Consider the following 25,347-nt stretch of genomic DNA (forward strand, 5'->3'; position numbering starts at 1 on the left):
AATACTTTTGTTTTACGTGTAATTTTAATTAATTTTGCAGGGTCAATACCCAAAGGGTAAAGGACCTGGCTTAGCACTTGTTGCATCGTTCGTATTGCCTTAAGGTACGTACCTCACTTACGAAGTGAGGTTTTTTTTTACCTTAATTTGAGTACGCATTGTACCAATTTTGAAATCTTCTACGCTCTACAGCATCTACCTTAAATGCTGTTACTAACTGCAATGCATTTGTAATTTCTCTTATTATTACTATATAATCTTTTTCATGTAACCAATAATGCTGTTGGTTTTTACCATTGGCATGTAAGCGTTCGAAATAGCGCACCCTTGCATTCTCTTTAAATAAAACAACAGGTTTAATCCAGTGTATTTTATTAGCTCTCTGGTTATCAAAATTTCTTTTCCCTGAATGCTTACTTTCTCTTGTACATATGTGTTCAAAACCAACTGGTTTATTTCTGAATAATGGATGTCGTGATTTTCGTTTATCGTAGGCTACTTGCACATTGTTTATAAAAATAGGTTCGTCTATCATATCTTTTTTAAACACACCGTATAATGCATACATTTGCTCTGAAGTAGGCTGGTCTATATCTAAATAATCAAATAAATCTTCAATTAAGTCGAGCTCGTGTTCTTCTTCAAAAAAATCTGTCATACTTATTTTTGAGTTTGAATTTGAAAATCGAAAATGTTGAATTTTTCTTCAAACGGCGGAGTACCATCGTGAATAGCATAACCGGACTTCTCTTCTAAATAGTTTACTATCTCTTTTTTTACTTTAGAGCCACCTTCTTTTTTATGAAGTTTTCTAGCCTTATATGTAATGGCACCTATAAAAAAATCTGATAGTTGTAAAAACACATTCTCGTCTGACCGTATATGCTGAAAGAAGTTAAATGGTGAATCTCTATTATATTTTTCTTTATATTCTACCTTAAGTCTTGTTTCTAATTTATTTAAACGCTCTTTACCTCTAGTATCTTTAATATCTAGAACCACTTTGTGAGGTGTTTCTAGGTAATTTACCCATGGATTTCTTAACAGCAAAAACACTAAAGTGTAGTAAAAAGAGTTATGGTCTCCTTTATTATATTTTGAATGGTCTAACTGACTTTTATTTTTTACTAAAATGGCTCTAAACTGGATGTCGCTTTCAAAGAAAAAATCGATTAATTCTTTATATAATTCTATTCTAGAATAAGACAGTTTATTCCATTTTATCTCGGTTGGAGACTTGTGGTTTAATTTAATAGTCTTAATTGCTTCTTTATATGTTGTATAATTTTCTGAAGCTACTTTAGTATAACCAATACACATTAATGGCTGACTGTCGTTTTCTAAATGACAACTTTCATCGATGTAGATATTGTATTTATATGCGTTATTCATTTATAATTTATTTACTGCCCCTTTAGCACGCTATCCTAATCTATTTTAACTCTAATTTTACCCGTTAGCAACTGTTGCATCAAGCCCTTCTTTTGAGACTTTAATTGTTTAAGGAAATCTTCATTTTGTTCTATTTCAGAGTCAATCAAATTTAGAATGCCACTTATAGCTTTTTGCTCCTTGTAAGAAGGTATTTTAACCATTATTCTAGGAAAATCTTTTTTACTCATAACTCTATTCCTACCGGCTCCTCCAGGTGATATTACATTAAGTAAATACTTAAATCTTGGTTGTAAAACATAATAACGAAAGAACACAGCATCAGAAACTCCTTCTTTAAATGTAAATGTTGGGAACCTATGAGATACTAAGCCACCTTCATCTTCCTTATTTGCTATTGCTATTGCTTGCTCCCATGCAAAAGTTATATTTACTACTAAATCATTTTCTTTGACTTCATATAAAGTTTCCATTGCAATAGAGTTAGGGTTAAAATTTGGCTTATGAAATATTCCTTTACCATGACTTCTTAACCCCAAAGCCAAAAACTCTTGTTCTGGTTTATTTATTGGCCTAAGAGTAGATTTAATATAATGACCTAATTCCTTTTCTTTCCACTCCTCACTAAACCCTGCCAAACGAGTTTTACCTGTTAAAAGCTGTTGCATTAGCCCTTTTTTACGCAGTTTTAACTTTTTAATAAGGGATTGGGTGTTTTCTATGGCTTCATCCCAATCGGATAAGATGGAAGCTATTTTTTGTTGTTCTGGGAGGGATGGAATAGGGATTTTTAAAGTTCTAACATCCTTTCCGTTTACAGCAGTGAAAGTACTACCTTGTTCTACCGACTTCCAAGACTCTTCGTACGACAATAAATATTGATATAAAAACTCACCATTAATACCGGTACTTTGAATAGAGCACATTCCTCTACCAATACATGCATTATGATAAGATTTTGAAATGGTACCTACAGGTGCCCTTACTGACATTAAAATATCATTTACCATACATTTTTTAGTAGGTCTTGATGTCCATAATCTTGGATTTGACCGTCTATCTTTAATATCAGCATTACCTTGTATTAAATAAACGCCTTCTCCTATAGAATTATAGGATTTAGAATCTGGAGATTGCCCCATACTTACATCAGCAACTGCTTGTAAATTATTAACCTCCCAATCTTCAGGAACCCAACCAATCTTAGTCTTTTTAAAACCATTCTTCTTTTCGGAAGTGTCGGTTCTTTTTGTGTTATTTTCAGTCATAATAATCAAACTTTTGGTTTATAAGATTCATTAGTTGTCTAAAATCTGATTCTTTAAAATCAATTTGTGGAGTATTGTCTTCAAATCCTTCAGCTAATTCATCTATTGAAAAGCTCACATCAAATACATCTTTAGAATTCAAATGTACCGTTAGCATATGTGTATTTTCTCCTTTGCTTAACTGAAAAAAGTATCGAATATGGTCAATTTTCAAGTATGGGTTTTGTTCTCTATAATCTATATAGGATTGGTAAAATGGTTGTGCAGGAAAAGCCCCTACCTTGTCATTATCCTCAATATAATACCCCTTAAATTTTACTTGAATATCTTTATGGCTAGCAAAAGAAAGTACAATATCTTTAATCTGTTTGTCTTTATTTAGAAAGTAGTTTTGTAGTGTTTCCATAATTAAAATCCTAATGCTTGTAAATGCTGTTCTAATTTTTGTTCTACCACTTCTATTTGTTGCTTTATCTCTTTTATTTCTTTTTGTGTGGCTTTAATATCTACTGGTTCTTCTTCTTCAAACGTATCTACATACCTTGGGATATTTAGATTGTAATCGTTTTCTATTATTTCTTCAAGTTTAGCTACATAGCTATACTTATCTATAGTTTCCCAGTTTTTATAAGTGGTTACTATTTTATCGATATTGGCTTCGCTTAATCTATTCTGGTTTTTAGCGTTCTCATACTCGTTACTGGCATCAATAAATAATACCTCGGTATTGTCTCCTTTGTTTTTATCGAATACTAAAATAGTTGCAGGTATACCTGTTCCAAAAAACAAGTTAGCAGGCAGACCTATTACTGCTTTTAAAAGGTTTTCTTCTATAAGTTGTTTACGTATTTTACCTTCGGAACTACCTCTAAATAACACACCGTGTGGCAAGACAACACCTGCTTTACCGTGTTCGTTAAGCGTCTCAATCATATGCGTTATAAATGCATAATCGCCTTTACTTTTAGGTGGAACACCTCTATGGAAACGGTTATAACGGTCTGCACTGGCATCATCTGCTCCCCATTTATCTAATGAGAATGGCGGATTAGCAACCACGACATCAAACTTCATTAAGGCATCGTTTTCTTTTAATAATGGATTGTTTAAGGTATCTCCCCATTCTATATGTGCATTGTCCATTTCGTGCAAGAACATATTCATACGTGATAATGCCCAAGTACTTCCGTTTACTTCTTGCCCATTAAGTGCTACATTTTTAGTACCGATTTCATCTGCTACTTTTAGCAATAATGAACCAGACCCACATGTAGGGTCGCATACCCGATCTCCCTCTTTAGGTTCTACCAGTTTAGCTAACAAGGTAGACACTTGTGAAGGCGTGTAGAACTCTCCCGCTTTTTTACCTGCATCTGAAGCGAAGTTAGCTATAAGATATTCGTAACTATCGCCAATAATGTCATTACCTTCAAGGTTAGAAGGTCTTAAATCTAACACCTCAAAATCTGTTAACAAATGCTTTAACCTTCTATTACGGTCTTTAGTTTGCCCCAAATTAGGTTCGGAATTATAATCTATATTACGAAACACTTTTTCTAATTTGGTCCTGTTAGCATCTTCAATATTTTCTAGTGCAATATTGATGAGTTCTCCTAAATTATCGGCATTTCTATTTTCGTAAAGATGGTCGAAGGCACTATCTACAGGCACTTTAAAACGCTCATGCTTCATAGCACGATCTACACGTTCCTCGTCTCCATTATACTTGTTTATATAATCGGCTCTTTTTTCTTTATTAACATCGGAGATGTATTTTATAAAGAGCATGGTTAGTATATAGTCTTTATATTGTGTAGCATCTATGGTGCCTCTAAAGGTATCACAGGCTTTCCAAACCTGATTATTTATTTCTTGTTGTGTTAACTTTTTCATGACATCTATATATTTTCACTCATTATTTTATTTATCAATCCTTTTTTCAGAGCCGTTCTTTTCTCTAACAATTCTTGTGTCAACCTTAAATCTTCATCTAACAGTTCTATAAAATCGACTATCTTTTTCTGTTCTTTTAAAGCAGGAATATGCACTTTAATTTCTTCAAGTTCTTTTTTAGGTATAGAGGTAATTGTACCCCCCGCACCAATAAGCTTGAGGTTATATTGAATTTTTTCTGTATTTAGGTATTGCGCTAAGTATTCCCCGAGAACTACTGAAGATTGTGTTCTAATAATATAAAAGAGAGAAGAGGGAATGGCCTGACCAAAATCTAGGCTATAAGCCCATGCAAAAGTACGGTGCCCTTTACCTGCTAAAATTACGTCGTTGGGTTGTAATAAAAACTTATTATTTTTACCATTAAGCTTCACAAAACTCTCTTCAAATTTAGCAGGCTTATGAAGGTTATTAAAGTGACCAGCATGCAAATATTTAACCTCTCCTTCCGCTAAAGGTTTTTCATACAAACCAAATTGTATCTCTGCTATATCTCCAAGTTTGTGAATCATAAAACACTCATTTTATATTTTTATTACATGACAAATATATGTAAAATATTCATTGTAGAGCGTTTCGAATTTAATTTTTAAATATTTTTTATTTTGTAGAACATTTCGAATTACATCATAAATATTCTGTATTACTTATAAACCAATGTTTTTAAACGTATTACTTGTATTAATATAATGGTTACTAAATGTATTGATTTGAATTTAAGTAATAAAAGATGAAAACCGTAAAATGAAGTCATTTATATGTCTAAATTAAGATTGTTGGCCGTAGAATTACCTAAATCTGAATTTAAAATTTAAATGGACTTTTTTTCATTTAAAGTTCGGGTTTAATGTGTAACAATTCCTATTATCAACCCTAAATATATTACTTTCTGTTAAGACAAGAATACGGCTTCCCGTAAAATAGAAAATATTTTAAATTAAATAAACTAAATCTTTACCCCAATAATATCATTGATATGCGTAGAGTATCTTGGCAATAAGCGTTCTTTTTTTCATTTTCCCCTGGCGGCCGAGGGATTGAGAGCACAACTTTATTTTATTATTGCCTATGGCATGTGTTAGATGCATTTATTTTAGGATATTCAAATTTTGAAAAGCTAAGCGTGTTAAATCTATCCTTTTCTTTATGAATGCATCCAAATCAAATGCTTTTTTAGGCTCAAAATTTGTTGCAAACAAATAAGTCTTATTTTTTAATTCTAAATACCCAACAAACCAACCATTATATTTTCCCTCGTCGGTTGACAAACCCGTTTTTCCACTAAGTTTATATTGATCTGTTTCTTCCATGACCATAATTTTCTTTACATTTTTTTCAGTTCTTTCAGAAATCGGTAGTTCAGAATTATAAAACCTCTTCAAAAAGTCAATTTGTTGCATTTGACTAATTCGTGACTCTCCCTTTAACCAGAAATTGTCGATATTAACTGAATCAATTTTTAAGTCACCATAGTTTAATTTTTGAACGTATTCATTCATTCTTTTTACCCCTATTTTTCTAGCAACTTCCTGATAACAGGGAACGCAAGAATACTGAAAGGCATCTTTCAACAGTAAATCTTGTTCCCATTCTTTCAACCACTTCTTTTCCCCATCCCATTTAAAAATAGCAGTATCACTTTCAATAACTCCTGTTTCAAGTCCTATTATGGAGTTTGCAATTTTAAAGGTAGAAGCTGGTAAATTACTCTTGTTTGACCACTCAAAATCATTAGAATAATATAGATCTTTGTCTAAATCATAAATTAATATTGAGCCTACAACATTAGAAGAATCTATGATTGACTGAAATTCAGGTATCAATATATTCTTATTTCCCAATTGCTCGTTCTCTATACTGATGGTGCTTTTATTGTCTTTACAAGAAATAAATAGCATTAAAATTAATATTGTTATTATTCTCATCTTTTTTAGTGATTGGTTGCCCCCTATATTAATCAAATTTCAACTATAATTAAAAACCACAATTATTTTAATTACTAAACATTAAAAGTGCCCTTAAGCTAAAAGTACGGTTTTCCGTAACACAACTATAATCTACAGCTTTACCTGAATAATATCATTGATATGTGTAGAATACCTTGGAGATAAGCGTTCTTGTTTCATCTTCCATTGGCGGCCGAGCGACTGAGCCCCAAACTTTACTTTATTGTTTCCGTAAGACATATTTAACCTGTCGACTATAACCATTAAGGGTTGGTGCTTTGGATTCTCATTTGAGAATAGACTAAATTGTTTTTGATTTTCTGGCGTTAGATTCATAACAATTACTCCCGCCTTTTTGTAGTGTAGGCCTTTTTTATAAATACAATCAAGCGCTTTGTAAGCTACTTTTATTAGGTCGAAGCTTGAATTGGTAGGCGTTTCTGTTTTGATAATTATATTGCGGTAATATTGTGGCAGGTCTTTACGAAATCCGTTAGTGTGTAGAAACACCATGACTGCATTAGCATGGGAGTTCTGATGACGTAATTTTTCGGCACAAGACACAGCAAATGTTGCCACACGCTCTTGAAGAGCTGCATAGTCTGTAATCATACCTTCGAATGATCGAGTGGTGGCTATAGATTTTTTTTTGCTTGGAGTTTCTAAATCTAGTGTGGGTTTTCCTTCTAAGTCGTGTTTTAACCTTAGTCCGATAACTGACATATGTTTACGTACCCAGTCGTCTGACTGCAGTGTAAATTGATAAGCGTTATTTATGTTTAATGCTCGTAAGCGTTTGGCATGTTTTCTACCCACACCCCAAACATCTTCTATAGCGGTCCATTTAAGTGCTTTTATGCGCTTTTCTTCTGTATCTATAATATAGACACCTTTAGTACGTTCTGTGAACTTCTTAGCTATTTTATTAGCGACTTTAGTTAAAGCTTTTGTTGGAGCAAAACCGATACTTATAGGGATACCCGTACCTTTAATAACTTGCTTTCTCATGGCCTCTCCTATTTCCTGAAGGTTGAAATATTGAAACCCATCAAACTTTAGAAATGCTTCATCTATACTATAGATTTCGATATCTGGTGAGAAGTTAGCAAGTAAATTCATGACTCGACTACTCATATCTCCATACAAGGCATAGTTAGATGAAAAGACGTGAATATTATGTTTTATAAATAGGTTTTTGTACTCAAATGCTGGCGCACCCATTGGGATTCCCAAAGCTTTAGCTTCGTTAGATCGTGCAATGACACAACCATCGTTATTTGATAATACCGCTATAGGCTTACCATTTAGAGCTGGGTTAAATACGCGTTCGCAAGAGGCGTAGAAATTGTTACAATCGACCAGGGCAAACATTAGAAATATTTTATCACGTTAATAACAATACCCCAAATGATAAAATCGTTATCAGATGTAACACGTATAGGCTTATAGTCATCGTTTTCGGCAATCAGCCAAACACAATCCTTTTCTATTTTAATCCGTTTTACTGTGAATTCACCATCGATAAAACAGACTGCTATCTTATTGTCTTTAGGCTCCAGGCTTTTGTCGACAATTAATAAATCGCCATCGTGAATGCCTACGTTTTTCATAGAATGTCCGTTGACCTTGGCGTAAAACGTCGTACTCGGATTTTTAATAAGATGTTTATTGAGATCGATATTAATATCTAGAAAGTCGTCTGCAGGTGATGGAAATCCTGCACTAATACCATTTACAAATGGTAGTTCTATAGCCGAATTGTATTCGGGTATAAAAAACGTAAGTGGTTTTGTTTGATATAATTTTCTAACTTGCATGCTACAAAATTAAACAATAAGCATTTAAAAATGTAGCAATATTAATAAGTTTAGGAATTAATTTTTAGGTAAGTCTACAAAAGAAAATTCATATGAGGACAAAGGCTTTAATTTAATTTAAAATAGGTAATATTTTTAACCACACTATTTTGTTGTAATAAGTTTTATTTTAATTTTTGTTGTTGGCTTGTGCTTTTATTTTCTTTTCTATTTCATCTACTTGGGTTTTGTAATTCTCCAATTCAAAATTATTAGTTTCCTTAACTATATTTAAGGCTATTTTATAATTTTCCTTTGCTTTTTGTAATTCGCCAAGTTTTTCATAAGCCATACCTAAGGTGGAATAAGCACCATAAGAATCAGGATGCTGTTCTAGGTTAGCTTTAAAGACATCTACGGCGGAGAGTTTTAGGTCTTCAATTTTTATTAAATCATAGCCCAAATCTCTTAAGGCACTTTCATTAGAAATTTCAAATCCATAAGTTTCGGAAGCCTTTTTAAAGTAAGCAATAATGTTTTCAACAGCTTTTTCAGGACCACCCTGAGCCATAATCGCTGCTCTGGTTTTGAACCTTTCGAATTGGGTAGGCTCAAATATAAATCGTAAACCAAAGAATACAGAAGGTAAACCTACAGAGAGATGAGATTCTTCGGGCATGGGGTTAAATTTAAATCGGAGTTCTGTATCTTTATGGGTATTAATGTAGTTTTCGAAGTCTCCACTTAATTTAAAAACATTACCACGCATATTACCACTAATTTCATTGGCAAGCGTCATATAAAAAGTTTGGTTCATTTTGGTCGGGTTGGGAAATATAAAGTCAAATCCTTTAGAAATATCATCAATTGGATACCATAAACTTGGGCTTATGGTAATATAAGCATTAAATAACTCAGGATGTTTTAAAAAGGAATATACATTAAAAACTCCTCCTAATGAATGTCCCGAAATTATCTTATACGGCGCGGTTCTATAGTTATTTTCTATAAAGGGCATTAATTCTTTTTCAATAAAGCCTATAAAATTATCAGCTCCACCGACACTACCTAATCGTTCTCGTTCTTTTGGGTCGAGATTTGAAGACTCGGGAGTAAGGTCACGATTACGGTGGGTATTGCGTATACCCACAATAATTATTTCAGGAATACACTGGTCAAAATGTAAAAATTCAGCAGAAGCTGCGGCATGCCTAAAATTTAAAAAGCTATCCAGTAAATACATTACAGGGTAAGTTTTATTTGAGGTCTCATAATTCTCAGGAAGATAGATTTCCAATAATCTATCTTCGTTAAGTATTTGAGAATGTATCGTGGAAGTATACCCTATAGTAATAGGGTTTTGAGCATAAGATGATAAACTGATTAAAATTAAGCCGATAAATAAATTGTACTTCATATTTTGTAGGTCTTTTTCAATTAATTACACCTGTATTGTATTATTTGCGAATAAATATTATTGTACTTAGTACTTTCTAATTGCTATTATAATTCCTGTAGACCAATTCATTTTAGTAAGATTGAAATCTTTTCTATTTTCTAAATACACAATTAGTTTATCAACGCTTTTTTGATGTCCTACTGGCCAATTTGGTTGAACTAACATATCATCAATAATATATATTCCACCAACTTTTATTAATTCAAGTGTTTCATCAACTTCGCAATATTTCCCTGGCCAAGCATCTGCAAAAATTAAATCAAACTTTTCTTTATTGTAATTTTTAATCCACTCCGTTCCGTCTGCACATACTATTTCCACTCTTTTATCTTGCCCGAAATAACTTTTGGCTATCTCAATCAGTTGCGGGTCGTTGTCAACGCTAATTAATCTAGATTCAGAGTCCATTCCGTCTATCATCCAAGAGAGAGATAACCCAATACCAGTACCTAATTCCAATAAATTTGCGTTAGGTTTAGAGGTTATCAATGTTCTCAATAAAGTTCCGATATAAAGGTCAGAAGGCATTGTAAATCCGATTTCTTTAGATTTATTTTCTATCTCGGAATGAATTTGAGGTTTATCTAAATTATTTAAATCATTCATAATTTTATTTTTTATCAGCCCTTGACATTTCCGAGTATTAATTTCAAATCATTAAATTAAAACTAGATTTTGTATACTTAGTAAAAATAAGGAATTTTTGTTGTTATTTTTTATGACACCACTTTATTGTATCAAATTTCATTCACTAATACTGTTTATACTCGTCGTTTTTATGCTATGTTTTAAATACATTGTTTTGGCAGTAGTTATTTCACGCTTTCGCCTAACAATGTTACTTTTTTTAACCACTTTTCTCTAAAATCCGAAATTGAATATTTTATTGTAGCAATAAAGGTTGTTTTTAAATAATCAATTATTTTTATACGGTGTTACCACACGTTATTATTCAGTATTTCAATTATTTTTTTTTCAATTTCAGGTTCAGAATCAGAATGTCCTCCGTTTAATATAAATAATTCACTATTCTTTAGTTTGGAATTTAATTCAATGGCAAACTTTAATGGACAAATTGCATCTTCTTTTCCGTGAACAATTTTGATTGGAATATGATTTATTTTTTCTAAATTTTTTAGAATATAATTTTCTTCTAAAAAGCAAACATTGCTTAAGTAGTGTGCTTCCATTATAGATAGAGATTCATAAGGAATCTGTTCTAAAATCCCCTCAACTTCTCTCTTTGTGATATTTTTTTTAAAAATAGATATTTCATAAAACGCCCATTCGTAAGAAAAGTGTTTTTTTTCTGTAGGCGAACTGTTAGTCATTTTTTCCAAGAAATATTTTGGGATTGAGAGTTGACTTTCTTTGGGTACGTTTTTACTAAATCTTTCCCATATTTTTGGAAATTCTTTTTTTACTCCACCATTTAAGTAGTGTTCATTGGATTCTTTATTTCCTAAATATATTCCTCGAAGTAATAATCCTTTTATTCTATTTGGGTTTTGAATTGCATAAACAAGCCCAAGAGTTGTTCCCCAAGAACCGCCAAACAGAATGACATTATCTATTTCCAAATAATCCAAAAGCTTATTAATGTCATTCACTAAGTCTTGAGTTGTATTCTCTATAATTGAACCAAAAGGGATACTTTTTGAGGCTCCTCTTTGGTCAAAAAATACAACTTTTTGTTTGTCAAAATTGAAAAATCTTTTATCGTGTTCAGAAAATCCTGATCCAGGTCCTCCGTGAACAAACAAAATCGGTTCAGCACCTTGATTTCCACAAACTTCATAATATATTTTGTGAGTTTGACTAACTTTAAAATAATTCATTCAGAGGATTTTCTTTTATTCGGGATTTTCATCTAATGTGTGGTAACTCCTTTTATCAATATTAAATATTCGTATATTAAAAATAAGCAAAGGATAACCGTTAGTTTAATCATTAAATATATTACTTTCTATTAAATCAAGGTTACGGTTATCCTTAAACAAGCATATTTCTTATTTAATTTTTATTATTAGTCCTTATAATTACCCATGAAACAAACACCGAATATCCTCATAAATACGTTCAAAATTCTGAGCTATTTCTTCATCTGAAAACACCCTAATATTCTGGGGTAATTCCCTTTTAATCCGCTGTAATGTGAACTGTACTTTTTTATCCTTACCGTCTGCATAGGTTATAAACTCACCCTGTTTTAATCTAAAAAATACATCGGCTCTTATTTTAGGAATTTCCTTTTCTCCTGTAGTTACTCGTGTGTCAAAATCTAGATTATGACCACGACTTATACTTTTGGTTGAGTCCTTAATAATTTCAAAAAAACGTTCGTAATATTTAGCCGTGTCGGGATCATTTACTTTTCCAAAAAATTGATACGACAGATTACTCAAAATCGCTTTGCTAGCCTTATCGCCATACATCATATCGTTCTGGATCTTGTCTTGCATTACATAAATAGTTGAGATATTATAACTTCTTAAAGTCGCAGGAATGCGGTGCATATTTAATAATCGGATGGTTGGTGCTTCTTCCATCAACAAAAAAGAAGGTTCTGAATTCCGTACACTCATTTGCTTGGTAATGGTATGCACAATGGCAGCTATTACTGGAGAATATGAGGTTTCAAACTTAGGGTTATTCACCACCGAAATTACACAGGGATTTTCTGAACTATTAATATTTAGAGGGACTTCATCTGCAGATAGGGCCATAAAAATACGTTGGGTACTTATCCGTTTCAGTGCATTAGCTAAGGTACTTTTTACACCAGCTGTTTGGCGCTCAGAATCCTTTCCACTTATAAATGCATCGGCCATCGCTCTAGATGTGGTATTCGATTCTAAAAATGCAATAAGACTGTCCGTATCAATATGCTGGTAGATCGCAATTAAATGCGGTAGTGTACAGTATTTTGGATAGTTGGTTTTTAACTTCCAAATCAAACCTCCAATCAAGCCTTCTGCAGCATCATTAAAAAACTTTGTGGTTCCCGAAGCTCCAGATTCGCGTTGCTCCAATAAATTTTCAATTAAAACTCTTGAAATTTCGTTTACGCTTTCTTCGTTTTCCAAATATCGCGGTGCTATTGGATTTACACGATGTACAATTTTATCAAAAGAAATGATTTTAAACGGTATACCGCTGTCCTTAAAAAGTGGATAAGCCATTTCTGTAAGTTCAAAATCTTTGTAATCATGGATAATACCACAAAATTTTGCCTGACTAAAGTTTTTTAAAATGCCATACACCACACTTTCAGTCTTACCACTTCCTGCAGATCCTATTACCGAAGCACCACGTTTTATGTTGTCTAGTTTAAAATCCCCTTTTGTCGTTTCAAAGTTGATTTGATACCTTATATTTTGATTCGTTGGCTGTTCTGTGTTATGCAAAAACACATACATTACAACATTAATTAATATAAGCGGACAAATAATATACTGCGTTATAAAAACCAAATGCATTGTTGAACTTAATGCAAATACATAAGCACCTAACATCAACAAATTGATTATAAACGCATACCTATTGAACCGATACATGGCATAAAAAAGTGCACAAACTAAAATTGATACCAATACCCATATGTTTTCATTTTCCTGCAGCATCTTTTTAATTTTAAATTCCGATAGAGCTTGATTTTATAGCGACCTCTACCCCTTTCCGTAGTTTATTAATTAGTTTTATGGCCAATTTATTTGGCGTAACTGGAATACTTGGTAGCATAGGAATATCACCAGCTCTCATTATTTTTAAGGCTATTGCTTTTTCATTAGTAGGTAATTTCATAAGCGCCGTAAAATACAATTTCGGATGCTTTTTAAAATTATTTCTAGCAGTATAGGTTTCTGCAAAATTCCGCTGATAGCCATATAATGTATCAAATCGTCTTTCCGCGTTTTTAAAGAATCCATCCCTATCAAAACCACGTTTTACCGTTTTACCATGCATCTCAGTTTCTGATGCTTTATATTTACTTCCTGGTGAAAGACTAAATGTATTTGAGGCATCCTTTCGACTCACGATAATATGAATATGCGTTTGATCTCCGCCTTTTGCCATTCCTTGAACGATACGTTTTCCATCTAATTGATGTGGGGCTTCTAGTTCTAATTTTAAAATTTCAGATTTCAATTTGGGGATATTTCCTTTTAACCGCCCTTCCTCTATGTTTCGAATCTTAGTTTTAAGATCTAGTATTTTTGATGCATAGAGTTGATTTTCTTTTACCGCTTTATCTGTACCTTTAAATGTTCTTTGATGTTCAATTTTAGCATAGTATTTTATATCGTTAATTGTTATCGGTTTTCCATTGATTTCACGATTAAAAGATCCCACATAATCTTTCATGATCTCCCTGGTATATGTTTTTAAATCGACTGAACTTTGCTCTATTTTTTTTAATTCATATTTTGAAGGACTAACTGTAATGGAATAAAATTTCGGTTCAGTTTTTTTAAGTTTGGCGCCATTCCCATCAATATCTTTTATTACTTCTTCGGCTGAAATTTCATCTCCATACTGATTAAAAAAATGTTCCAAATCTTCTTGCTCCAGGCCTTGATTTTCTTTCTCTAAATAGCCCACAAAATCTGCAGAACTTTGTGAATACGTGCCTCCTAATTTCTGAGGTGAAATAGTTATATACATAGCTTCAAGTTTTAAAGTTTATTGTTTACATTAAGCTTTTCTTTAAAACGTACTTCCTTCTTTTCTTGTTTAAAATTAGTCCCTGAATGTGATGGATTCTGAGAAAGATCCTCGTTTTGAAATAGCAACTCCATCATCGCTACTGTGGGTTTGGTTTGTGTCTTTTCCATATCCTTCATAATGGCGATTACTGCATTAATACGTTTCTTCAGAGAAGCTTCGATGGTTCGTCCTGTAGGTCCAAATGTTTCTTTTGGTGAGATCTCATTATAGAAGAAAAAATCAAGCATAGAAGACATCGCCTCTGTATGCGATTTAAAATGTGTTCTTGAAAATTCTTGAAAACGTTTAGCTGTTTCCTTTTTGAATCTAATACCAATAAATGAGTTCATAATTCGCCGATTTGTCGCAAATTCTTCCCTAAAACTGGGCGTTTCAAAGCCATTTGTCGCAAATTGCTGAGAGTCAAGAAATTACAACATTTTTAAACAACTGAATTTCAGTGTTTTAAAACAGAAAAGGAGTCCATAACATCGCTCCGCGTGTTACCCTCTTGCTACTCCTTTTCGTTCGCCCGAGGCGAACAAAATTCCTTACAATTTGCTTAAAAAGCCAATTGCCCTTTTAGAAAAATAAATTTCCAATATGTTAATAATTCTGATAAAAACGGTTCTCGGCAAAAGTAGAAATGTGACAACCATATACTGAATTTAGTTCTGAAATTCAGCATTTTAAAGATACACTATTTTTATGAAATGAAAATTAATTACACAGAAAAACACCTCTAAAATTTTAGAGGTGATCTCAATAATTTATAATAATTATTACCTTAATTTTTAATATTCACTGGGTAACATAAGCGTATTATTTACAAAATACAATCGTATTTTTTGAAGTGGAAAATCCGTTACTCTATAGGTTTGGGTTTCTAGAATATTATCATTTCCATCACTGTAAACTATATGCGCTTCGTAACCTTGTCGTTTCTGTTCAGCCTCACACAACCGTTTAAAATCAATAGTTATAAAATGGCTTTTATCCATTAAGTTTTTTGCAACTATTGAGGCATCGCTAATTAACCAAAAACACCTCCCATTTTCAGCTAAATATTTAATCCCTTCTGTAATAACTGAATCTGATAAAGTCATTTTATAGCATCTCATCGATCCTGTAAATTGATTTAAGCTAGCTTCTAAATTTATTCCTTGAGTATTCATAATTTTATGTATTAAGATTAAAAAATAAAGAGGGTAAAACGTAGTTATCGCCTTCCCTCTTTTTGATAATTATGTTTAGGCGTTATCAGGCTTAGAACCCAATAATAGAATCTCATCTGCAACCACCTCAGTGATGTAATGTGTTTGCCCCTCTTTAGAAGTATAACTTCTAGTTTTAAGCTTTCCAGTGATACCAACTTCCTTACCTTTTGAGGTGAATTTTTCAATGATTTCTGCTGTACTTCCCCAAGCAACTATAGAGTGCCAAGAAGTTTCAGTTTGCTTTTCGCCTTTAGCATTTTTAAAATGCTCATTCGTGGCAAATGAAAATCGGGCTACTTTTTTACCGTTTTCAAGATTGGTAATTGTTGGGTCTTGTCCAATGTTCCCAATTAACTGTACGTGATTTTTGATACTACTCATAATAAAAGATTTAAAGATTAATTGAATTACCATCCGAACCATTCAGATAGCTTGTGTGTATATTTTTTTTAAATGATTTACTTATTATATCCTGAGCGTTTTCCTTTTTTGTTTGTTTTGGTGCCGCTTCCTTTTGTATGTTTTTGTCTGATTTCATAAGATTCATTTTAGATTTACTTCATATAGTGCCCTCACTGTTACCTTTTTTTGTTGCTTATACGGTTTAAATATTTTGAATTGATGAGGACTTATAAAAGTGAAGCGCAGCGTAGTGGTTATGCAGTCTGTTCAACTTCAAAATGTTGGTATTTTGCTATCCAAAAAAAGGGAAGTAATAGTGAGGGGTCTGGGTGTAAGTCTAAAGTCTCTTATGAGGTACAAATACATTGGAAGCGGTACCAAATCCATAAAGAAGTTCAGTTTTAGCGAACGCTATTCACGGTTTTCGCTCTGTAATGAAGTGTTCTTCCTGGCGTAGCGGGAAGAGAAACGTAATGGAAAGCTAAAATTGGGGATTGGGTTCAAGACTTGTTTAGGTAAGCTCTTTTTCCGAAATGTAACTTTTTCGTGGAATGAAGTGGAAATGTGCTTACCGGCTTCTGAAAACGAATAATCTTTCTTAAGCAGGATGCTAAGCGAACGTAACGTTAATCGTGCAGGTGGAATGGAGTTAGATTGCTGCCCGTTTTTCCTCGGGATTTGCAAACAAGTGAAATGAAAACCGGAACGATTAACGTTGTGTTCAAGACTTTTTAATGAAGCGCTTTTCCCGAAATGAAGCTTTTGGCGGCATGTAATGGAAATGGGCTGAGGGTGGTTAGATCCATAAGGTAAATTATAAAAAACCTAACTTTTATCTAACATGAGAATTTTTATCATCCGTTTCTATTAAACTAAAATTTTACAAACCCATTAATTATTATAATGACTAAGAGCTGAGTTTAATTTTTTAAAAATGTTGCGCCGGAGTTGTTTTGGCGACAACACTTCTACAGCTTCACCAAATCCTAAAATGAGACGTTCCAACTCAAAATTTATATGCACAAATAATTCTATAACCACACTGCCATCTGGATTTTCACTTAAGACCGTTTGGGAATTATGGAAAGGTTTGGTTAAAACATAAGGCGCATTTTTCCTATCTATTTTTAAACGGACATGCTTCAGGTTGTGATGGTCTAAAACGGTGACACCAATGGTGTTCTTATAATAATCATCTGGGTTTATATCATTGGGTTGGTATTTAAGATTGAAATTATAATCGATGGCCACAATACGATCTAAAGCTAAGGTAAGTAATCGATCTTCGGCATGCGGTTTACCGACAACAAACCACCGGTTATTAAATTCTTTCAAAAAATAAGGATGCAATACTATGATACTGGGATGCTTCGATTTAAATGGCTTATAACTTATCAGTAATACTACTTCCTTTAAAACAGCCTGATAAATTTCATCTAGAAACTCCAATCCTTTTAAATCTTCATTTTTATCTAGATGAATGATTGAAAACTTATTCGTTTTTTCAGTATAAATTTTATCCTCCAATTTATTGAACAGCCCTTTCAATTCACCAAACAACGAAAAATCTTGAAACTGTTTCAGTATGGCAATGGTTTCAGAAAGCACTTTCATATCTGTTTCTGAAATTGGAATATTTGTAATAGAAAAATTTGGATCGGAATAGCGATAAAACTTCTTTTCATAGACTTCAATGGGCGCATTATATCCCAATTTATCACTTCTCATTAATTGAATATCCAATTGAACAGTACGTTTACTGACATTTACTGTTCGTCCTTCATACTCATACAACGCTTGAGAACAAGCGTCTATTAAACCGTCCAGCGTCCATGCCTTAAAGTTATTTTGAAGACACTTATTTATCGTTTTGTATCGAATTAAGGCATTTTTATTTTGAGCCATTACTAATTTATTTCAAGAAAAATAAACAAAATCAACAACTACGCAAAATAATTGCGCAGTTATTCATCAAATTTGTCAATATTTAACAATGCTAGTTATACACTATAAAAAAGCGCTCCGCTATGCAGAAGACATAACGGTGCTTAATGAAAACGAAGTTATTATGGAAAACACAGATTTAATTACAGGAAAAGACCTTAAAGCTCTTGGTTATCCACCAGGTACTTGGTACAAAGAAGCTCTTGAGTATATTAACAAACACGAATTAAGCGATAGGGATTTAGAAGCGTATTTAACCAAATTTAAACTCCCCGCTCCACTAAGGTTATTAGATCATCCAACACCTTATTCTAAAAATATAATAGCCGAAAACTTAATCGAAGAAGATAATAAGGAAAAAGTCCTTGCAACTATGAACGCCGTTATGCGTACTCCAACCGTGATCAATGGGTCGGTTATGCCGGATGCTTGTCCGTCTGGACCATTGGGAACGATTCCAGTAGGTGGTATTGTAGCCACAAAGAACGCCATCCACCCAGGTATGCATAGTGCTGATATTTGTTGTTCAGTTATGTTAAGTGATTTTGGAACAACCAATCCTTTATCCCTTCTAGATGCCGCTCATGCCTTTACACATTTTGGTCCCGGAGGACGGGAACGTGGAAAACAGTTTAAACTTCCTTCCGATTTAAAAGCTGCGTTTGAAGCCAATCCATTTCTTAACTCTCAAAAGAGTTTATCTATTGCCCAAGAACATTTAGGCACCCAGGGGGATGGTAATCATTTTTTGTTTGTGGGTATTTCAAAACAAACCGGTCATACTATGCTTATCACACACCATGGTTCTAGAGGACCTGGTGCCATCCTCTATAAAAAAGGTTTAATGGTCGCTAACAAATTTAGAGTTCAACTTTCACCAGAGACCTTGCCCGAAAATGCTTGGATACCCTACGACACTAGTGAAGGAAAAGATTATTGGGAAGCCTTACAAATAATTAGAAAGTGGACAAAGTTAAATCACGAAACCATACATGATGCCACAGCCAAACTTGTAAATAAAACTGTGGAGAACAGGTTTTGGAATGAACACAATTTTGTTTTTAAAGATGAGGATATATTTTACCATGCCAAAGGAGCAACACCTTTGGATCCGAAATACTTACCAGATATTACCGGCCCTAGGCTAATACCTTTAAATATGGCTGAACCTATTTTACTAGTTGAAGGAAAAACTACAGATACGAATTTAGGTTTTGCTCCACATGGGGCTGGTCGTAACATGAGTAGAAGTCAACATAAAAGAAATTTAGCTCATTTAACAAATGAAGAAATTTTCAAACAAGAAACAGCGGGATTAGATATAAGGTTTTACTCCAATGAAATAGATATTTCTGAACTCCCTAGTGCTTATAAATCTGCCGCTACTGTGAGGGCTCAGATTGAAACATTTGGTTTAGGTCAGGTTCTTGATGAAATCCATCCCTATGGCTGTATAATGGCTGGTGATTGGAAAAAAAATGCACCATGGCGTAAAAAGCGAAATAGAAAAAATTAGAGGTAACCGTAGATTTAGATTTAAATCTACGGTTTGATCTTTTAATATGAATAAATCAGATTTCTTTGAACCATCTCATAAAGTACAAAAATAAACCACCTATTAATTTACTTTTCTAATAATTAATTTACACTTGATCTAATAATACCTTGTAATAAAACCTCATTTGCTTCAATAAAGGTTGTAACCTGAGAAGATACATTTTCAACAATTTCGTTTAATTTTTCTTCGTCATTTAGAGATTGAAGAAATTTAAAATCTGATAAATAAATCTTCTTTTCATCAAAAGTAAGTTCTGTAATATGAGGCCAACATCCAGTTAGTTTATTAAAATCTGTATCTAAATTTAATACTTCATTTTTATCATAAATCCCCACAAACAATACCCCATCTCTATGTCCAATCCCACTAAAACCTTCAATTCCGAAACAAAGACGCTCCGAATGAAAATCATTTTCACATAACATTAAAGCTGCCGATTTTTGGTCTACCTTTCTTTTATTAGCTATTTTATAATTGTTTAATTTATTTTTAAGGTTGACCGCTAATTGATCTCTGAATCTTTTTTTTAATTTGTTAATTAGTTTATTGTAATTATTGGCTATATGAGCAGCTTCCTCAAGATTTTTAATGATAACATCATTTAACTCATTTTCTAATTTATTTCCCAAAGTATTAGTGATTTGTTGAATTAGTATTTTATATTGTTTAATGCTTTCCCTAAGAATAGGCTGATCTGACGCAATGGCTTGGCAATCTTCCAGCCAATTTAAAATTTCATTATTGTAAGCAATAATGTGATAATCTTCTCCAGCAATTAGATTACCTACACTTTCTTCACTTGGTTCATCTCCATATTTAGATAAATATAGCACCTTGTTTTTCGGCTTATTATAATTACAATACCGTTCTATTTGACCTAGTTGATCTCCTGCATCTATTTTATTTTCAATTGAAATTGAATTACCAGCTGCATCCGATAAATAAATATCTATTCGTCCTCCTAATCTACAGCCAATATCTTTTAAATTATCAACCAAATCGATATAATGTTCGATTTTTAGAGTGGCACTATAACAATTAAAATCGCTATATATCTCTTTAGGTAAAACTTTTAAAAAAGCCTTTAGAAACGACTCTTTCATTAGATGCGTCCCATTAGGATTAAGAAGTTCTCCTATAAAAGCCGAATGAGTTCTTACTTCATCGGTTTTGAGATTTAAAATATTATATATATTAAATAATTCTCCCTTTGCAATAGCTAATTCCTCATTATGTTTGATTATTTTATTTGTCTGATTTAAAATATTCGTGATTTTCTCCATAAATTTTTACTATGTTTAAAATAGCAGTTTAATTTTTTTATAAATTAAGACCTTTTCATATAAAAAGCCAAATTATTCTATTTTACTTATTTACAAACTAGGTCTATATAATTTTATGTTTTATAATTACATTGATTTTATTTTTATTTAACATCCCACTTTTTAAAAAACTCATCTATAGGAAGAAAATTTGCTTTATCTGGATTGTCTAATAAGTATTGTGCTTCTTTGTATGATTTCTTCACCCTTGCTGCTAAAAGAGCTTAAAGATGATCCTTTAGTAGCAAGGGTGATGTGCTTGGCTCCATAACTTTTGCCATCCGAAAAGGCAATAAGCATATCGCTGTATTCAACCATGGCGGCGTTACGAACAAAACCAGCTACCTTTTGAAATGTTTCCAATCTGGTTGCACAATTAAAACATCGTAATGGTGTTCCTTGGCAAACTGTATGGTGAAAAAGAATCTGTTCCTTTGGCACCTCCACAAATAATTTGCACATGGTTGAAGTGTTCCATCACATTTTCACATTGGATTTTTAAGGTTTGGTAATTTTCGAATGCTCTACTGCCAGCAAATAATGTACCTAGTAGATTTATGTTTCATTCTAATCTATTTCGACGTTTCTTCTATTCAGATTTGACTTCGCTTACTAAGTCGATTGTCTGTTTTAAAGTATTAGAAAGAAAGTAATTAATTGCATCATAATCATCCAGCTTAATCCCATCTTTAGCCTCAAGGATTGCGGTATTCCCAGCTGATTTAACAGAGCGATGTTCTAACGGGTGATATAATACACCTATAGGTTTCTTGTGGGTTTTAGCAAATTTAAATGTATGCATAGTTCCGCCTTCTATTTCCGATTCTATGATTATAACTCCTGCACTTAAGGCACTTTGTAGTCTATTCCTTTGTATAAAATAGTTTTTTTGCGGAACTGTACCCGGTGGGTATTCCGACAACAATACACCATCTTGCTCTAATATCTGATTTGCTAATTTCAAATTTTGCGTTGGAAAAATTTTATCCAGTCCACATGGTAAAACAGCAATAGTTTTTCCATTATTTTCTAAGGCACAAGTATGCGCCATAGTATCGGTACCTTGAGCCAACCCACTAACAATTACAACTCCAAATTCCAAACAATGTTTCGTAATATTATAGCCTTGTTCCAAACCGAATTTTGAAGGTTTTCGAGCTCCAATTACAGCTAAAAGACGGTTTTGGTTTAAAGTTTTTAAGCTGCCTTGCACATATATAACTAAAGGTGGGTTTAATATTTCTAGAAACTGTTTCGGATAAGATTTATCGTAAATAGTGATTACCTGTATGCCCAGTTGGCCTGATTTAACCAGAATAGCTTCAGCTTTTTTGATAGCTTGATCTATAGTTTCTGGAGAAAATTTAGGAATTCGCTTTAAACGAGATTGTGCCTCTAAAAGTGCCCGATTTAAATCTTCTGAAGACAATATTTGAAAAGAAATTGTTTTAATAATCTTATTGGCTATAACTGGCCCTATTTTAGGAAGTTGCAGTAAAGCGATAATATAGGTGTTTTTCATTTTAATTAAGAGTTGGGCTACCACAAATATAATTGCCTTAGCCGTTAATAAAAGGATTAATTTTAGTTTTTAAATACCAATGGGTGCTATGTGGTAATGCGTTTTAAAGTTGTTACCGACCGGGTAACTTCCTCTTCTAATTTATATTGATTGACTTTAGCCTGTAGTTTGTTGCGGTAATACAGGTTAGAAAAATCAGAAATAAGATCGTCTTTAGTCACTTTATGTTTTGTAATCAATGCTTCTAATTGCGCCTTTTCTATTTGGGGATGATGGCATAAATATTCAGATAAAACCACCAATAGCTTCATCTCGCTTTCGAGAGTTTTTTTTGCAAGGGCTAAGGCTTTTTCCATCATTTGTTTCATCTCTTGTTCTACGAATGCAAAATCGTGATAAAAAGGACTTTTTGAGAAATCACTATCATACCTAAGAGTATATTCACCTAAACCACTAATTTTATACATATTGGTTAAAAACACCGTCGCTTTATTTATATCTGAAGACGATCCTGAAGTCACATATTCTTTTCCAAATATTAATTCTTCTGCAGCCAATCCACCTAAATACATGGCCACATAATTAATTATATCCTTTCTATAATGAAAATTACATGGTGGCAAGGCTAACACAAAACCAAAACAATTTTCGGTACTTTTAGAATGTACATGTTCCGGAACATGTTTTAAAAGGATAGCCGATAAAATGGCATGGCCACTTTCGTGAACAGCTACTATGGCTTGTAAGTCATCATAGGTATTTTTTCTCAAATTTTCCATGGGTAAATACAATGCAATCTGTTTAACCGCTACAACGCTTTTATTACTTTTGTAATAGACAATAATTTTGGAGTTTTCCACTTTTAATTCAATACTGGTAATTGATTTTTTTTGTTGTAAAACTTCATAAATAATATTTGGAATATGAGATTTCACTAAGGTGTTTACTGTTGTAAAAACCGGACGCGCTCCTTGAGATGGAAATACACCTTCATTGTAAATAAGTTCTTCGAGAGTAGCATCCATAATGAATTGAATTCCTGAATACAACGCCAATGTATCTTTCAATTTAGAAAGTTCTGTAGCTATAATCTCCTTATAGGCTTGTTTAGATAATGCAGGAAAAATGATATGGGTATTACCAAGTCTAGACACTTGTTCTTTGCGAAATAGTTTAAATAACGCGGATTTAATTTCAGGGAGCGTAATTTTTAGAGACATGGCATAATAAATGTCCGCAGATACATCAGAACTAAAATTATTGACCATGTGGTAGGCATCATCTAAATTACCTATTATGAAAACAATACTTTTAGAAAAATCTAAGCCTTTACTGCTTTTATGGTCTACTTCCGAAGGTGCTATATAGCCTGTATCTAAAAGCTCCCAAATTATCCGTGTTTTCTCTTCATCAGTTTCACATAAATTGTTATCTAAAGTTCTGGCTAACTGAAATTCATCTAAAATTAGGGCTACAGATGGTTGTTTCATATCTTCATCTTTAAATATCTTTTGAATATTTAAAATATTAGAATGGCTATTTTTATCAGAATTGCCCATATCGAAATGATATACAGAATCACGCATATCCAATAATTCCATTATGCGTTTTATCAAACTAGTTTTACCAACACCTGTTAAACCCCATATATTAACAACCATAGGCCGCTCTTGAAAATCGGCTAAAATATACCAAGGCCGGATGTTTGCACAAACTTGATTAATAGCCTTATCTATACCGAAAAATTCTGTTTTTAAAACAGTATTCACTTTTTCCAGTCGCATATGTTTATATTCTAAATGTGCTTTTATCTGATCCAATTTGCTTGCCATACCTGTTATAATTTGATTACAAAACAAAAAAACAAAAATAGACCGACAATTTGTGTCGGTTTAAAATATTATTTTTAAATTGTAAAACAAAACCACTGTATATAAAACACTATCAAATGTCAAATCCATCATTATCAAAACGAACGCTTCATCTTTTAACTTTTATAAGAAACAAACATTATCCTACGAAAGCCGAGGTTTTAGAATACCTAAAAGATCAAGATATTTCGGTTTCGGAACGCACAATAGAACGAGAACTAAAGAGTCTAAGAAACGATTTTGGAATCGAGATCTCTCATTGTAGAAAGAACAGGGGCTATTACATAAATGAAGAAGAAAGTGTGGACTTAGTCTCTTTTTTCAAATATTTGGAATTGGTAAGTATAAGTGAAATTTTTTCCGAAGCTTTAATGAGCGACAACAAACTCAAGGAATACATACTTTTTGAAAACACACCTGTTTTAAATGGTATAGAAAACCTCGCTCCAATTTTAATCTCTATAAAACAAGGCTGTAAATTATCGTTCGAGCATTATAATTATTATAAGGACACGAAGAAGCAGTATACCATTTCACCTTTAATGATTAAGGAATATTTAAACCGGTGGTATGTTATAGGTGTTGTTGATGATTTGAACACCATACGCATTTTCGGTATAGACAGACTGAGCGATCTAAAACAAGGTGACCTGCTATCTGTAAATAGAAAGGATTTTGAAGAAGATTTAAACAAATTCAGTAGCATTGTTGGGGTGCGTGTAAATGATGCTTCATTGGAAAACATTGTTTTAAAAACCCATGAAAAACACATGCGCTATCTTAAAAGTTTGCCGCTTCATCAATCTCAATACATTTTACCCGATACTGAATCTGGATATTATAAAGTGGGTTATAATATTATTCCTAATTACGAATTCGACATCCAAATATTAAAAATGAGCATGGAAGTTGAAGTAATTTCACCACCTAGTTACCGGAATCATATAAAAAAGGAAATTGAAAAAATTTATAATAAATATCAAGATTAAA

25 protein-coding genes are annotated in these 25,347 nt (G+C 32.7%); 3 read left to right on the forward strand and 22 right to left on the reverse strand.

Annotated elements, in window-relative coordinates; all coding sequences use genetic code 11:
• Positions 1-142: 142 nt before the first annotated feature.
• From FNB79_RS15305 to FNB79_RS17290, 18 genes are all read right to left on the reverse strand, one after another.
• A complete protein-coding gene (locus FNB79_RS15305) occupies positions 143-658 on the reverse strand; it encodes a hypothetical protein (RefSeq protein WP_143382188.1) in 516 nt (171 codons plus the stop codon).
• A 2-nt stretch (positions 659-660) separates the two neighbouring features.
• On the reverse strand, positions 661-1,392 hold the full coding sequence (locus tag FNB79_RS15310) for a DUF3800 domain-containing protein (RefSeq protein ID WP_143382189.1): 732 nt from the start codon (positions 1,390-1,392) through the stop codon (positions 661-663).
• 35 nt (positions 1,393-1,427) lie between these two features.
• Positions 1,428-2,660 carry a restriction endonuclease subunit S gene (locus FNB79_RS15315; RefSeq protein WP_143382190.1) on the reverse strand — a complete coding sequence of 411 codons (1,233 nt, stop codon included), beginning with the start codon at positions 2,658-2,660 and terminating at the stop codon, positions 1,428-1,430.
• Positions 2,653-3,066 (reverse strand): hypothetical protein, encoded by a 414-nt coding sequence (locus FNB79_RS15320; RefSeq protein WP_143382191.1) that lies wholly within the window; start codon positions 3,064-3,066, stop codon positions 2,653-2,655. The genes FNB79_RS15315 and FNB79_RS15320 overlap by 8 nt, the downstream gene beginning before the upstream one ends.
• Positions 3,067-3,068: 2 nt before the next feature.
• Positions 3,069-4,553, reverse strand: coding sequence for a type I restriction-modification system subunit M (locus FNB79_RS15325; protein WP_143382192.1), 1,485 nt, complete (start codon positions 4,551-4,553; stop codon positions 3,069-3,071).
• A 5-nt stretch (positions 4,554-4,558) separates the two neighbouring features.
• Positions 4,559-5,125 (reverse strand): restriction endonuclease subunit S, encoded by a 567-nt coding sequence (locus tag FNB79_RS15330; protein ID WP_143382193.1) that lies wholly within the window; start codon positions 5,123-5,125, stop codon positions 4,559-4,561.
• A gap of 576 nt (positions 5,126-5,701) precedes the next feature.
• Positions 5,702-6,538, reverse strand: coding sequence for a class D beta-lactamase (gene blaOXA, locus FNB79_RS15335; protein ID WP_143382194.1), 837 nt, complete (start codon positions 6,536-6,538; stop codon positions 5,702-5,704).
• 132 nt (positions 6,539-6,670) lie between these two features.
• On the reverse strand, positions 6,671-7,930 hold the full coding sequence (locus FNB79_RS15340) for a Y-family DNA polymerase (RefSeq protein WP_143382195.1): 1,260 nt from the start codon (positions 7,928-7,930) through the stop codon (positions 6,671-6,673).
• Positions 7,930-8,376, reverse strand: a complete 447-nt coding sequence (locus FNB79_RS15345; RefSeq protein WP_143382196.1) for a LexA family protein — start codon at positions 8,374-8,376, stop codon at positions 7,930-7,932. The genes FNB79_RS15340 and FNB79_RS15345 overlap by 1 nt, the downstream gene beginning before the upstream one ends.
• A gap of 169 nt (positions 8,377-8,545) precedes the next feature.
• Entirely contained in the window at positions 8,546-9,772 is a 1,227-nt protein-coding gene (locus tag FNB79_RS15350; RefSeq protein ID WP_143382197.1) for an alpha/beta hydrolase-fold protein, read from the reverse strand.
• Between the two features lie 66 nt (positions 9,773-9,838).
• Complete coding sequence (locus FNB79_RS15355) at positions 9,839-10,342, reverse strand: O-methyltransferase (protein WP_246073289.1); 504 nt, start codon at positions 10,340-10,342, stop codon at positions 9,839-9,841.
• A 407-nt stretch (positions 10,343-10,749) separates the two neighbouring features.
• Positions 10,750-11,652: a prolyl aminopeptidase gene (pip, locus tag FNB79_RS15365; RefSeq protein WP_143382199.1), complete on the reverse strand. Its 903-nt coding sequence runs from the start codon at positions 11,650-11,652 to the stop codon at positions 10,750-10,752.
• Between the two features lie 201 nt (positions 11,653-11,853).
• Positions 11,854-13,437, reverse strand: coding sequence for a type IV secretory system conjugative DNA transfer family protein (locus tag FNB79_RS15370; RefSeq protein ID WP_143382200.1), 1,584 nt, complete (start codon positions 13,435-13,437; stop codon positions 11,854-11,856).
• 10 nt (positions 13,438-13,447) lie between these two features.
• On the reverse strand, positions 13,448-14,479 hold the full coding sequence (gene mobB, locus FNB79_RS15375) for a MobB family relaxase (protein ID WP_143382201.1): 1,032 nt from the start codon (positions 14,477-14,479) through the stop codon (positions 13,448-13,450).
• A gap of 11 nt (positions 14,480-14,490) precedes the next feature.
• Positions 14,491-14,871 (reverse strand): BfmA/BtgA family mobilization protein, encoded by a 381-nt coding sequence (locus FNB79_RS15380; protein WP_143382202.1) that lies wholly within the window; start codon positions 14,869-14,871, stop codon positions 14,491-14,493.
• Positions 14,872-15,315: 444 nt separating this feature from the next.
• Positions 15,316-15,696 carry a DUF6876 family protein gene (locus FNB79_RS15385; RefSeq protein WP_143382203.1) on the reverse strand — a complete coding sequence of 127 codons (381 nt, stop codon included), beginning with the start codon at positions 15,694-15,696 and terminating at the stop codon, positions 15,316-15,318.
• A gap of 75 nt (positions 15,697-15,771) precedes the next feature.
• Complete coding sequence (locus FNB79_RS15390) at positions 15,772-16,119, reverse strand: single-stranded DNA-binding protein (RefSeq protein ID WP_143382204.1); 348 nt, start codon at positions 16,117-16,119, stop codon at positions 15,772-15,774.
• A gap of 10 nt (positions 16,120-16,129) precedes the next feature.
• On the reverse strand, positions 16,130-16,276 hold the full coding sequence (locus FNB79_RS17290; protein WP_185967790.1) for a hypothetical protein: 147 nt from the start codon (positions 16,274-16,276) through the stop codon (positions 16,130-16,132).
• A gap of 83 nt (positions 16,277-16,359) precedes the next feature.
• Here FNB79_RS17290 and FNB79_RS15395 point away from each other — a divergent pair, with 83 nt between their 5' ends.
• On the forward strand, positions 16,360-16,545 hold the full coding sequence (locus FNB79_RS15395; protein ID WP_143382205.1) for a hypothetical protein: 186 nt from the start codon (positions 16,360-16,362) through the stop codon (positions 16,543-16,545).
• A gap of 486 nt (positions 16,546-17,031) precedes the next feature.
• Here FNB79_RS15395 and FNB79_RS15400 read toward each other — a convergent pair whose 3' ends face one another.
• On the reverse strand, positions 17,032-18,045 hold the full coding sequence (locus FNB79_RS15400; protein ID WP_143382206.1) for a helix-turn-helix transcriptional regulator: 1,014 nt from the start codon (positions 18,043-18,045) through the stop codon (positions 17,032-17,034).
• Between the two features lie 163 nt (positions 18,046-18,208).
• Between FNB79_RS15400 and FNB79_RS15405 the strand changes: the two genes are divergently transcribed.
• Complete coding sequence (locus tag FNB79_RS15405; RefSeq protein WP_143382652.1) at positions 18,209-19,600, forward strand: RtcB family protein; 1,392 nt, start codon at positions 18,209-18,211, stop codon at positions 19,598-19,600.
• Positions 19,601-19,722: 122 nt separating this feature from the next.
• Here the strand turns inward: FNB79_RS15405 and FNB79_RS15410 are convergent, their stop codons facing one another.
• The 3 genes from FNB79_RS15410 to FNB79_RS15420 form a co-directional block, all read right to left on the reverse strand.
• The gene (locus FNB79_RS15410; RefSeq protein WP_143382207.1) at positions 19,723-20,925 is read right to left on the reverse strand and encodes a PDDEXK-like family protein; all 1,203 of its coding nucleotides are present in this window, start codon (positions 20,923-20,925) and stop codon (positions 19,723-19,725) included.
• Positions 20,926-21,553: 628 nt separating this feature from the next.
• The gene (dprA, locus tag FNB79_RS15415) at positions 21,554-22,486 is read right to left on the reverse strand and encodes a DNA-processing protein DprA (RefSeq protein WP_143382208.1); all 933 of its coding nucleotides are present in this window, start codon (positions 22,484-22,486) and stop codon (positions 21,554-21,556) included.
• Between the two features lie 86 nt (positions 22,487-22,572).
• Positions 22,573-24,318 (reverse strand): hypothetical protein, encoded by a 1,746-nt coding sequence (locus FNB79_RS15420; RefSeq protein ID WP_143382209.1) that lies wholly within the window; start codon positions 24,316-24,318, stop codon positions 22,573-22,575.
• Positions 24,319-24,434: 116 nt separating this feature from the next.
• On the opposite strand from FNB79_RS15420, the gene FNB79_RS15425 reads away from it, so the two are divergent.
• Positions 24,435-25,346 (forward strand): helix-turn-helix transcriptional regulator, encoded by a 912-nt coding sequence (locus FNB79_RS15425; protein WP_143382210.1) that lies wholly within the window; start codon positions 24,435-24,437, stop codon positions 25,344-25,346.
• Position 25,347 lies beyond the last annotated feature (1 nt).

The organism is Formosa sediminum, assembly GCF_007197735.1.
In the GTDB taxonomy this organism is placed as follows: Bacteria; Bacteroidota; Bacteroidia; order Flavobacteriales; family Flavobacteriaceae; genus Formosa; species Formosa sediminum.

What these genes read in the sequence shown, in the direction of transcription:
- FNB79_RS15305 (WP_143382188.1), bottom strand. Translation starts at nt 658, where the DNA reads ATGACAGATTTTTTTGAAGAAGAACACGAGCTCGACTTAATTGAAGAT.
- FNB79_RS15310 (WP_143382189.1), bottom strand. Translation starts at nt 1,392, where the DNA reads ATGAATAACGCATATAAATACAATATCTACATCGATGAAAGTTGTCAT.
- FNB79_RS15315 (WP_143382190.1), bottom strand. Translation starts at nt 2,660, where the DNA reads ATGACTGAAAATAACACAAAAAGAACCGACACTTCCGAAAAGAAGAAT.
- FNB79_RS15320 (WP_143382191.1), bottom strand. Translation starts at nt 3,066, where the DNA reads ATGGAAACACTACAAAACTACTTTCTAAATAAAGACAAACAGATTAAA.
- FNB79_RS15325 (WP_143382192.1), bottom strand. Translation starts at nt 4,553, where the DNA reads ATGAAAAAGTTAACACAACAAGAAATAAATAATCAGGTTTGGAAAGCC.
- FNB79_RS15330 (WP_143382193.1), bottom strand. Translation starts at nt 5,125, where the DNA reads ATGATTCACAAACTTGGAGATATAGCAGAGATACAATTTGGTTTGTAT.
- blaOXA (WP_143382194.1), bottom strand. Translation starts at nt 6,538, where the DNA reads ATGAGAATAATAACAATATTAATTTTAATGCTATTTATTTCTTGTAAA.
- FNB79_RS15340 (WP_143382195.1), bottom strand. Translation starts at nt 7,930, where the DNA reads ATGTTTGCCCTGGTCGATTGTAACAATTTCTACGCCTCTTGCGAACGC.
- FNB79_RS15345 (WP_143382196.1), bottom strand. Translation starts at nt 8,376, where the DNA reads ATGCAAGTTAGAAAATTATATCAAACAAAACCACTTACGTTTTTTATA.
- FNB79_RS15350 (WP_143382197.1), bottom strand. Translation starts at nt 9,772, where the DNA reads ATGAAGTACAATTTATTTATCGGCTTAATTTTAATCAGTTTATCATCT.
- FNB79_RS15355 (WP_246073289.1), bottom strand. Translation starts at nt 10,342, where the DNA reads ATGCCTTCTGACCTTTATATCGGAACTTTATTGAGAACATTGATAACC.
- pip (WP_143382199.1), bottom strand. Translation starts at nt 11,652, where the DNA reads ATGAATTATTTTAAAGTTAGTCAAACTCACAAAATATATTATGAAGTT.
- FNB79_RS15370 (WP_143382200.1), bottom strand. Translation starts at nt 13,437, where the DNA reads ATGCTGCAGGAAAATGAAAACATATGGGTATTGGTATCAATTTTAGTT.
- mobB (WP_143382201.1), bottom strand. Translation starts at nt 14,479, where the DNA reads ATGTATATAACTATTTCACCTCAGAAATTAGGAGGCACGTATTCACAA.
- FNB79_RS15380 (WP_143382202.1), bottom strand. Translation starts at nt 14,871, where the DNA reads ATGAACTCATTTATTGGTATTAGATTCAAAAAGGAAACAGCTAAACGT.
- FNB79_RS15385 (WP_143382203.1), bottom strand. Translation starts at nt 15,696, where the DNA reads ATGAATACTCAAGGAATAAATTTAGAAGCTAGCTTAAATCAATTTACA.
- FNB79_RS15390 (WP_143382204.1), bottom strand. Translation starts at nt 16,119, where the DNA reads ATGAGTAGTATCAAAAATCACGTACAGTTAATTGGGAACATTGGACAA.
- FNB79_RS17290 (WP_185967790.1), bottom strand. Translation starts at nt 16,276, where the DNA reads ATGAAATCAGACAAAAACATACAAAAGGAAGCGGCACCAAAACAAACA.
- FNB79_RS15395 (WP_143382205.1), top strand. Translation starts at nt 16,360, where the DNA reads ATGAGGACTTATAAAAGTGAAGCGCAGCGTAGTGGTTATGCAGTCTGT.
- FNB79_RS15400 (WP_143382206.1), bottom strand. Translation starts at nt 18,045, where the DNA reads ATGGCTCAAAATAAAAATGCCTTAATTCGATACAAAACGATAAATAAG.
- FNB79_RS15405 (WP_143382652.1), top strand. Translation starts at nt 18,209, where the DNA reads ATGGAAAACACAGATTTAATTACAGGAAAAGACCTTAAAGCTCTTGGT.
- FNB79_RS15410 (WP_143382207.1), bottom strand. Translation starts at nt 20,925, where the DNA reads ATGGAGAAAATCACGAATATTTTAAATCAGACAAATAAAATAATCAAA.
- dprA (WP_143382208.1), bottom strand. Translation starts at nt 22,486, where the DNA reads ATGAAAAACACCTATATTATCGCTTTACTGCAACTTCCTAAAATAGGG.
- FNB79_RS15420 (WP_143382209.1), bottom strand. Translation starts at nt 24,318, where the DNA reads ATGGCAAGCAAATTGGATCAGATAAAAGCACATTTAGAATATAAACAT.
- FNB79_RS15425 (WP_143382210.1), top strand. Translation starts at nt 24,435, where the DNA reads ATGTCAAATCCATCATTATCAAAACGAACGCTTCATCTTTTAACTTTT.